Origin of the sequence: Ilumatobacter coccineus YM16-304, from assembly GCF_000348785.1 — a bacterium.
GTDB lineage: Bacteria > Actinomycetota > Acidimicrobiia > Acidimicrobiales > Ilumatobacteraceae > Ilumatobacter_A > Ilumatobacter_A coccineus.
Window position 1 is genome coordinate 1323017 of the sequence record NC_020520.1, and the last position, 10319, is coordinate 1333335.

Genomic DNA, 10319 nt, shown 5'->3' on the forward strand with positions numbered 1-10319 from the left:
GGTGCACACAGTGCATGACGACCAGAACGGCGAGGTGACCGAATCGAACGGGCGGCGCGTGCTGCGGTTCGTGCGACGCTTCCCCGCAGCGCCGACCGAGGTGTGGTCGGCCATCACCGAGCCCGAACGGATGGCGCGTTGGGCCTATCCGGGCACCATCGAGCTCCGAGTCGGCGGCGCGGTGAGGTTCGACTACGGCGAGCAGGGCGAAGGAAACGGCGTCGTGCTGGCCTGCGTCGAGCACTCGCTGCTCGAGTACGAGTGGGGCGAGGGCAGCGACCAGTGGCACATCCGCTACGAACTCGTCGACGACGGCGAGGGTGGAACCGTGCTCACCTTCGATCACTTCCTTCCCGACCCGTCGAACGCCGAGTTCGCCGCGGGATGGCACTGGCATCTCGAACGCCTCGGTGAGATCGTGGTCGGTCGAGAAACCGCCGACGTCCAGTCGGACGACCGCTTCCTCGCCCTGATGGAGATGTACTCGTCGCGCTAGCCCGGCCGACCGCTGGTCTGGACGAGCGCGATGGGATACACGGCCGAGGCGCCGGCGCGTCGGAGTTGAGCGCCGACCTCTGCGAACGTCCACCCCGAGGCCGAGGCGTCGTCGACGAGGAGGCCGGGCGACGGCGGTGTGTTGCCGGTGGCCATGAACGCGCCGCGCACATTCGACTTCTGATAGGCGAAGTTCTGCATGTCGGCCTGCGGCGGGCGGTCGTCGATGCGTTCGAGCACGTCGACGAACTGGACGCCCAGGCGCTCCGCGAGACGCTGGCCCAACGACGGCACCAACTCACCGGTGCGCCACGACGGGACGGCGGCCACCCACTCGGGCGCGGGCACCGGGTTCCAGTTGGCGAGCAGCGACTCCAGCGCGTCGACCATGTCGTCGCCGAACTGGCCGGCTTCTTTCTGGCGCATGACCACATCGCCCCAGCCCCCGTCGCCCCAGCGGCTCAAGATGCGCCCGACCTCGTTGCGTTCGTTCTTGCCGACGCCCTGCTTCTTCGGTTCGAGGATGATCGGCCGCTGCTTCAAGAACAGCTCGGCTCGCTCGACGAGCGCCTGGTCGACGCCGGTGGCGGCGATCTGCTCGGCGAGTTCGGCTGAGCAGTTGTCGCACTCGCCGCACGGTCGACCGAGCTCGTCGTCGAGCTGGTCGGTCAGATACTGCATGCGACACTGCTCGGTGGCGAGGTAGTCGATCATCAACTGTTGCTCGCGTTCGCGCGCGGAGGTGACGTTGCGCACCCGCTCGGCCGGATACGCCCACGGCGTGCCGGTGCGCTGGTACGTCTGCCCCTTCACCCGCTCGACGGCACCTTCGACGTCGAGTTGCTTGAGCGCCAGCTCGATCTGCCCCCACGACAGGTCGACGGCCTCGGCGATCTTGCGCAGGGTGAGTGGCTCGTCGTCGGCGGCGTCGAGTGCCGCCAGGATCTGATCGATCGCCGACTCGCTCGGGAACGCGTTGTCGCGGAAGTGGTCGAGGATGCGCACGTCTTCGGAGCCGCTGAGCAGGATCGCCCGGCTCTCGTCGATGGCGCGGCCGGCGCGACCGACCTGTTGGTAGTAGCCGATGGGCGAACCGGGCATCTGGAAGTGGACGACGTAGCCCAGGTCGGGCTTGTCGTACCCCATGCCGAGCGCGGTGGTGGCGACCAGTGCCTTGATCTCGTTGTGCTGCAGCTTGCGTTCGAGTTCTTCACGGTCTTCGGTGTCGGTCTGGCCCGAGTACGACTCGGCGCTCACACCGTTGGTGCGGAGCCAGTCGGCGACGATCTCGGTGTCACGGATGGTGAGGCAGTAGACGATGCCGGAGCCGGGCATCGTGTCGAGGTGCTGCGCCAGCCAGGCGAGCCGCTGCGCGCGGCGCGGGAGGTCGACCACGCCGAGGCCGAGCCCGTCGCGCCCGAGCCGACCGCGCACCACGGTGAGGTTGGTGCCGAGTTGCTCGGCGACGTCCGCGACCACACGGTCGTTCGCCGTGGCGGTGCACCCGAGCACGGGCACGTCGTCACCGAACTCCTGGATCATGCGGCCGATCCGGCGGTAGTCGGGGCGGAAGTCGTGACCCCAGTCGGAGATGCAGTGCACCTCGTCGATCACGACCAGGCCCGGACGCTCGCGCAGGATCGGCATGACCGCGCGAGCGAACTCCGGGTTGGCGAGCCGCTCCGGCGACACGAGCACCAGGTCGATCGAGTCGGATCGCACGGCGGTGGCGAGTTCGTCGACGGTGGTCGCCGCCGACGAGTTGACCGTCATGCAGCGCAGTCCGAGACGTTCGGCGGCGTCGATCTGGTTGCGCATCAACGCGAGCAGTGGCGAGATGAGCAATGTCGGGCCGAGCCCGCGCGAGCGCAACACGCTGGTCGCGACGAAGTACACGGCGCTCTTGCCCCAGCCGGTTCGCTGCACGACCAGCGCTCGCTCTCGTCGATCGGCCAGTGCCTCGATCGCCTCGCGTTGCCCATCGCGGAACTCGGCGTCGGCGCGTCCGGTCAACGCGCGCAGCGCGGCCAGGAGATCGGTGGGGGAGTCGGGAGCAGAATCCGTCATGCCTGCCCAGTATCGCCCAGCACTGTCACAGAGTTCCGCGGTAAGTTGACCTGTATGGGATTGCTCAACGCTCGAAACCTGCGCAAAGCCAAGAGTCTGCTCGAGAAGAACCGCCACAAGGTCGGCGACATCGCCGAGAAGGCCGGGGCCAAGCTCGACAAGGTGAGCGGCGGGAAGACCGCCAACGTCACCTCGAAGGCCGCTGAGGCCGCCAAGAAGTACTCGGCCGGCGGTACGAGCAACTACAGCACGCAAGTGCCCGTCGACAGCTCGAGTTTCCACGCCGGAGCACCGGTCGACCCGTCGGTGTCGCAGGCGCAGGCCAACGCGGCGGGCGCCGCCGCGGCCAACGCCATCGCCAACATGGCCAACGCCGCCACCAACATGATGAACAACGCCGCGGTGCAGGCACAGATCGCACAGGCGCAGCAAGAGGGTGGCAAGAACCCCAAGGTCCAGGCCACGCACGACCCGACCGGCGGCAAGAACGACGGCGCCGACTGGGCCGACGACCAGCCGACCAGCTGACCGTTCCGCCCCCGCCTGGTTGCTCGAGCGGGGCGCTCGATAGCGTCGCAGCGTGAATCTGCGGCAACTGTTACGGCAACACCTGGGGCCGTACCGCAACCGATTGCTGCTGGTCGTCGTGCTGCAGGCGGTCCAGACCGCCGCCTCGCTGATCCTGCCGACGCTCAACGCCGACATCATCGACAAGGGTGTGCTGCGCGACGACGACGGGTTCATCCTCACCACCGGCGCCGTCATGCTCGGCTTCTCGATCGTGCAGATCGTGTTCGGCGCCGCAGCGGTCTGGTTCGGCGCTCAGGTCGCGATGGGGTTCGGCCGTGACATCCGCGGCGCGCTCTTCCACACCGTCACCGGCTACTCGGCGCGCGAAGTCGGCCGGTTCGGTGCGCCGTCGCTGATCACCCGGCTGACCAACGACGTGCAGCAGGTGCAGATCCTGCTCGTCACGGTCTGCACGATGATGATCACCGCGCCGATGATGCTCACGTTCGGCGTCATCATGGCCGTGCGCGAAGACGTCGGGCTGTCGATCGTTCTCGTGTTCGCCATTCCGATCGCCATCGCGATCCTCAGTCAGGTCGTCATCCGCATGGTGCCCGCGTTCCAGCGCATGCAGATCCGCGTCGACCGGGTGAACTCGGTGCTGCGCGAGCAGATCACCGGCATGCGCGTCGTTCGCGCGTTCGTTCGTGAACCCGAAGAGGTCGCCCGTTTCGAACAGGCCAACGACGAGTTGACCGACACGGCTCTGCGAGCCGGCCGCCTCATGGCGTTCATGTTCCCGTCGATCAACGCGATCATCAACATCTCGGTCATCGGCGTCCTGTGGATCGGTGCCGGCCGGATCGACGACGGTGACATGCAACTCGGGTCGCTCATCGCGTACATCAGCTACCTCGCGCAGATCCTGATCGCCGTCGTCATGGTCACCTTCATGACGTCGATGGTGCCGCGAGCCGCGGTCGCAGCCGACCGCATCGTCGAGGTGCTCGACACGCCATCGTCGGTCGTCGCGCCGAGCAACCCGGTCACGGTCACGCCCGAGCGGGGCACGCTCGAGATGCGCAACGTCGGGTTCTCGTACGCCGGCGCCGACAAGGCGGTCCTCTCCGACGTCAGCTTCCGCGTCGAGGCCGGCCAGACCACGGCCATCATCGGGTCGACCGGTTCGGGCAAGACCACGCTCGTCAACCTCGTCCCGCGCCTGTTCGACGTCAGCGACGGCGCCGTGCTCATCGACGGGGTCGACGTGCGCGAACTCGATCTCGATCTGCTGTGGGGCAAGATCGGCTACGTCTCGCAGAAGTCGTACCTCTTCTCCGGCACGGTGGCGAGCAACCTGCGTTTCGGCCGTCCCGACGCCACCGACGACGAACTCTGGGAAGCCCTCGACGTCGCGCAGGCAGCCGACTTCGTACGCGCCATGCCCGACGAGCTCGACAGCGAGATCAAGCAGGGCGGTTCCAACGTGTCGGGCGGGCAACGCCAACGCCTGGCGATCGCCCGAGCGCTCGTCGTGAAACCCGAGATCTACGTGTTCGACGACTCGTTCTCGGCGCTCGACCTCTCGACCGACGCCCGGCTTCGCGCCGCGCTCGCCCCGCACACGGTCGATTCGGCGCTGCTGATCGTGGCGCAGCGCGTGTCGACCATCGCCGACGCCGACCAGATCCTGGTCCTCGACGACGGCCGCATCATCGGGCGGGGCACCCACGACGAGTTGATCGCCGACTGCCCGACGTACGCCGAGATCGTCGAATCGCAGCAGGGCGCAGGAGCGGTCTCGTGAGCAACGACACGCCAGACCAGGGCAACGACGAAGCCGAACTGATCAAGACGACCGGCAACGAAGCGCGCCGATCGAGCTTCGGGCCCGGCGGTGGCATCGGCATGCCGACCGAGCGGAGCGACAACTTCCGCGACAGCGTTCGGCGCCTCGGCGAGATCCTCGGCCGCGAGAAGCGACTGCTGTTCGTCGTGTTCGCCATCACGCTCGTCAGCGTGGTGCTGATCGTCATCGGACCGCGCCTGCTCGGCCAGGCCACCGACGAGATCGTCGGCGGCGTGATCGGCGACGGCATCGACTTCGGCGCGCTCCACGCCAAGCTGCTCCTGATCGTCGGCTTGTACGTTGCGGCCTGGCTGCTCGGCTACGTGCAGGCGTACATGCTCGCCGGCGTGCTGCAGCGCTCGATGTTCGGCCTGCGCGCGTCGGTCGAACAGAAGCTCAACCGGTTGCCGCTCAGCTACGTCGACAGCCAGCCACGGGGCGACCTGCTGAGCCGGGTCACCAACGACATCGACAACCTGGCGCAGAGCCTCCAACAGACGATCAGTCAGATCCTCACGTCGCTGCTCACGCTGATCGGCGTGATGGTGATGATGTTCGTCATCTCGCCGCTCATGGCCGCGGTTGCGCTCGTCACCGTGCCCACCTCGGTGTTCCTGATGAAACTGATCGGCGGCAAGGCGCGGCCGCGGTTCCTCGCACAGTGGGGGCACACCGGAGCGCTCAACGCACAGGCCGAGGAGGTGTTCACCGGGCACGCGGTGGTCAAGGCCTTCGGTCGCCAGCGTGAAGTCGAGCAGCGCTTCAGCGACGAGAACGACGACCTCTACGAGGCGAGCTTCCGAGCGCAGTTCATGGCCAGTCTCATCCAGCCGATGATGACCTTCATGGGCAACATCCAGTACCTGCTCATCGCGGTCGTCGGTGGACTGCGGATCTCGAGTGGAGCACTGTCGATCGGCGAGATGCAGGCACTGATCCAGTACGCCCGCCAGTTCTCCGGCCCGTTGACGCACCTGGCGTCGATGGCCGCCACGTTCCAGTCGGGCATCGCCTCGCTCGAACGGGTGCTCGAACTCCTCGACGCCGACGAGGAATCGGTCGAACAGGCCGACACCGTCGACCCGCCGCCGATCCGCGGCCGGATCGTGTTCGACGACGTCCACTTCTCGTACTCACCCGACAAGCCGCTCATCGAAGGCCTCGACGTGGTGGCCGAGCCGGGCCAGACCATCGCCATCGTCGGGCCGACCGGTGCCGGCAAGACCACGCTCGTCAACCTGCTCATGCGGTTCTACGACCTGGATTCGGGTGCGATCCTGCTCGACGGTCGTGACATCGCGTCGTTCCCCCGCCGAGAACTACGTCGGCGCGTCGGCATGGTGCTGCAGGACACCTGGCTGTTCGGCGGCACCATCCGCGACAACCTCGCCTACGGCAACCCGTCGGCCACCGACGAACAGATCATGGAAGCCGCACGGGTCACGTTCGTCGATCGTTTCGTGCGCTCGTTGCCCGACGGCTACGACACGGTCATCAACGACGAGGGCGACAACATCTCGGTGGGGGAGAAGCAGCTCATCACCATCGCCCGAGCGTTCCTCGCCGACCCGTCGATCCTCATCCTCGACGAAGCGACGAGCTCGGTCGACACGCGAACCGAAGTGCTCATCCAGGAGGCGATGAACGCGCTGCGTGCGCACCGCACGAGCTTCGTCATCGCCCACCGCCTCTCCACCATCCGTGGCGCCGACGTGATCCTGGTGATGGAAGACGGCAAGATCGTCGAGCAGGGCAGCCACGCCGAACTGCTCGCGCTCGACGGCGCATACGCCCGCCTCCACAACGCTCAGTTCGCCGGCCAGTCGACCTAGAACGTCGTCGGGCTAGCCGGCGGCGGGAGCGAGGCCGCGGGTGGCGGCGACGTCGTCGTCGTTGACGAACCAGCTGGCGAACGCGGCGGGCAGCATCACGATGCCCATCGCCAGGAAGCCCCACTGGTAGGCGGGCAGTCGGTCGATCGCCGGTGCGGCGTCACCCCCGACCGACGACACCTTGGCGGCGATGACGCTGGCCGCGAGCGCGACGCCCGTGGCGAACGAGATCTGGCGTTGCGTGTTGAACACCGAGGTGGCTCGGCCGGTGTCGGCGTTCGACACCGTGGCGTAGACGGCGGTCTGGATCGACACGAACACCATGCCGATGGAGGCGCCGCGCATGAACGCCGTGGCGGCGATGACGCCGATCGGCGTGTCGAGGTCGAACAGTGCCGACGACCCCGTGAACAACGCGGTGGCGGCCGAGCCGACGATCATCAGGCGGCGTGGGCCGACCGCCCGGTACAACCGCTTGCCGAGCAGGTTCGACACGACGAACACGGCGGCGGCCTGAGGCGCCTGCGCCAGCCCCGACTCGGTGGCGGTGAACCCGCGCAGCGTCTGCATGTAGAGCGGCAGGACGAAGATCCATCCGAAGAAGCCCATGTAGATCATCGACGACGCGATGTTGACCGAGCGGAACAGGCGGTCGCGGTAGAGCCGCAGCTTGAGCATCGGCTCGCGCACCCGCAGCTCGACGACGACCATCGCGATGAACGAACACGCGCCGATCGCAGCGGCGGTCAGCGTCGAGCCCGACAGCCAGCCCTTCTCCGGTCCGGTCGACAACGCGTAGATCAGCAGCGACACGCCGGTCGCCGACAGGACGAAACCGGCGACGTCGAACCGACCGGCGGCCGGCTGCGACTCCTCGTTCAGCCACAGCAGGGCGAGCAGGAGGGCGATGGCGCCGATCGGCAGGTTGACGAGGAAGATCCAGTGCCACGAGATGTTGTCGACGATGACACCGCCGAGGACCGGGCCGACCGCCGGGGCCACGATCGCCACGCTGAGCACGCCGACGCTCGCCGTCGAACGCTCCTCGAGTGGAAACGCGCGGAACAGCATCGCGCTGCCGATCGGAGTGATGAGTCCGCCGCCGATGCCCTGCACCACGCGGAACACGATCAACGTCTCGAGGCTCTGCGAGATGCCGCACAGCAGCGACCCGAACACGAAGAACACCAGCGAGATCACGAACATGCGCTTCGTGCCGAAACGATCGCCGAGCCATCCGGCGACGGGGATGACCGAGGCGAGCGCGAGGAGGTACGAGATCGACACCCACTCGATGTCGGTCGACGGCACGTCGAACTCCCGGGCCAGCGTGGGCAGGGCCACGTTGACGATCGTGCCGTCGATGATGGTCATCACGAGTCCGACGATGTACACCGCCATGACGCGGTACTTGTAGGCGATCGGCACTAACGAGACGCTACTGTCGATCACGACGAGTTCTGGGAGGGACGCATGACGGGTTCGGTGTTGGTGTGGTCGGCGATGTCACTCGTCGTGGTCGTGGCCGCGGTCGTGGCCTACGTTCGGCATCGCAGGAATCTGCGCTGGTGATCGCCTACGGTGTGTCCCGACAAGCACGGGAGGCATGTTGATGGGTGGAGCGGTGAGGCGAGTCGTACTCGCGACGTTGATGGCGATGAGCGGTGTGGCGCTGAGTGTCGGCTCGCCGGCCGAGGCAGGTGAGGAGTCGCCCACGGGCACGTTCATCGTGGTGAGCCAGATGATCGGGGCCGACGCGCTCGACGTCCTCGAGGGAGTCGACTTCGAGTTGTACCCCCTCGTCGCGCCCGATGCGTACGGCTCGGAGATGAGGTCGGCGCTGACCGACGACTGCTTCCGGCGTGACTCGTCGTTGTCCGGGTCCCTGGCGATCTCGTTCGAAGGGTGCGAACTGGTCAGCGGCTCGTACCGGCTCGGGTTGACGGGCGTCCCCGATGGCGTCGAGGTCGAGGTGGCGTGCACCGACGAGTTCGGGTTCTTCCCGTTCTTCGGTCCGTTCGGTGGCGGAGGCGTCGAGTTGGCCGAGTTGGCCGGTTCCGCCTCGTTCGGCGGTGCGGAGATCCTGACGCCGTCGCCGTTCTCCGAGCCCGATTTCACGATGAGTGGCGAGGATCCGGAGGTCACCTGCTTCGTCCAGATGTACGACGACGCACCGCTCACCGTCGACATCTTCAGCTACGGAGTGGGACATCTCGACGCGCAGGCGGAGATGTCGATCGAGGCGTGGGAGGACCTGAGCACGTTCGAGGAGACCATCGTCGGCGAGAACGTCCTCGACGACGCGAGCTGTGCCGACCGATCGACCGTGGTCGGCGGGTCGTTGTTCTTCTTCGGTGGCGAGCAACTCGCCTCGACGACCACGTCGTTCGACTGCGAGATCGACGAGGGTGAATATCTCCTCGGAGCCGACGGGGTACCGGACGGGTACGAGATCGGCGAAGCGTTCTGCCAGCCCCGCAACTGGAACGTGTTGTTCGGCTTCGACGAGGTGATCGACGAAGGCGACCCCTACTTCGAGATCGACGTCGCCCCCACCGAGCTCGGCGATCCGTACGGGGCGTGGTGCGGCATCTTCCTCGATGCGCCGCCCACCTTGTATCTCGACGCGATCGTCAACGGCGGCACCGCATCGCCGAGCGACTTCGAACTCGAGGTGTTCACCGACGCCGGATCGCTGCTCGCGAGCGCGACCGACCCCGACGAGTCGCTGTGCGAGGCCGCGACCGAGTACCCCGATCCGTTCCCCATCCCGTTGCTCTCGTTCGACCCGTCGTCGTGCGCCGGCGTGGCGCTGCCCGACGGCGACTACCAGCTCGGCGCCAGCGTGCCCGACTACGGCTACGTCCCGACCGGTGTCGATTGCATCCCGCTCGACTACGACATCGAGGTCGACGACAACGAGATCATCGACGGGTCCGGCGTGCTCAGCCACCCGCTTCCCGACAGCGACCTCTACAGCGAGCCGGCGACGCTCTGCGCGCTCGAGTTCACCTATGTCGAGCAGTCGATCGGTGCGTCGCTGACCGTCGACAACGCGTTCGGCGGTGACGCCGAGGCGAGCGACTTCGTCATCGAGGTGTACGAACTCGACGGTGACACGCCGGGTGCCCTCGTGGCGTCGGCAGCATCGCCGGCGTCGTTCACGTTGCCGGTTGGCAACTACGTGTTCGGCGTGTCGGGTCCCGACGGCTACGAGTACACGATCGACATCTCGATCGTCGTTGCCGGCGAAGCGCTCGATCCCGCCGACGCGTCGTTCGTGCTCGAGCAGGCAGCCACCGTGAACGCGACGCTCATCGCCGCCCAGACCGCGCCGCCCACCACGACCACCACAACGACCACCACGACCACCACCACCACCACGACGACGACGGTTGCGCCGACGACCGCTGCGCCGACGACCGCGGCGCCGGTCACCCAGTTGCCGGCCACGGGTTCCGAGAACCGATCGGTCGTCTGGTGGGCCGCTGCACTGCTCGTGCTCGGCGCCGGGGCGATGATGGCCGCTCGACGCCGTAGCAACATGCGCTGGTGACGCGTTGAAC

The 10319-nt window shown here is 67.2% G+C and carries 7 protein-coding genes; 5 read left to right on the plus strand and 2 right to left on the minus strand.

Features of this window, described 5'->3' with window-relative positions:
- Positions 1 to 10: 10 nt before the first annotated feature.
- Positions 11 to 496 (plus strand): SRPBCC family protein, encoded by a 486-nt coding sequence (locus tag YM304_RS05980; protein WP_015440755.1) that lies wholly within the window; start codon positions 11 to 13, stop codon positions 494 to 496.
- Here the strand turns inward: YM304_RS05980 and YM304_RS05985 are convergent.
- Positions 493 to 2562: a RecQ family ATP-dependent DNA helicase gene (locus YM304_RS05985; protein ID WP_015440756.1), complete on the minus strand. Its 2070-nt coding sequence runs from the start codon at positions 2560 to 2562 to the stop codon at positions 493 to 495. The genes YM304_RS05980 and YM304_RS05985 overlap by 4 nt on opposite strands.
- 54 nt (positions 2563 to 2616) lie before the next feature.
- Between YM304_RS05985 and YM304_RS05990 the strand changes: the two genes are divergently transcribed.
- From YM304_RS05990 to YM304_RS06000, 3 genes are read left to right on the plus strand one after another with little or no spacing between them, the layout of a single operon-like run.
- Positions 2617 to 3090, plus strand: coding sequence for an antitoxin (locus YM304_RS05990; protein WP_015440757.1), 474 nt, complete (start codon positions 2617 to 2619; stop codon positions 3088 to 3090).
- 52 nt (positions 3091 to 3142) lie between these two features.
- A complete protein-coding gene (locus tag YM304_RS05995; protein WP_015440758.1) occupies positions 3143 to 4879 on the plus strand; it encodes an ABC transporter ATP-binding protein in 1737 nt (578 codons plus the stop codon).
- On the plus strand, positions 4876 to 6753 hold the full coding sequence (locus tag YM304_RS06000) for an ABC transporter ATP-binding protein (RefSeq protein ID WP_015440759.1): 1878 nt from the start codon (positions 4876 to 4878) through the stop codon (positions 6751 to 6753). Before YM304_RS05995 ends, YM304_RS06000 begins: the two co-directional genes overlap by 4 nt.
- Before the next feature lie 12 nt (positions 6754 to 6765).
- Here YM304_RS06000 and YM304_RS06005 read toward each other — a convergent pair whose 3' ends face one another.
- Positions 6766 to 8205: a DHA2 family efflux MFS transporter permease subunit gene (locus YM304_RS06005; RefSeq protein ID WP_041298055.1), complete on the minus strand. Its 1440-nt coding sequence runs from the start codon at positions 8203 to 8205 to the stop codon at positions 6766 to 6768.
- Between the two features lie 172 nt (positions 8206 to 8377).
- On the opposite strand from YM304_RS06005, the gene YM304_RS25280 reads away from it, so the two are divergent.
- On the plus strand, positions 8378 to 10309 hold the full coding sequence (locus YM304_RS25280; RefSeq protein ID WP_154723326.1) for an LPXTG cell wall anchor domain-containing protein: 1932 nt from the start codon (positions 8378 to 8380) through the stop codon (positions 10307 to 10309).
- Positions 10310 to 10319 lie beyond the last annotated feature (10 nt).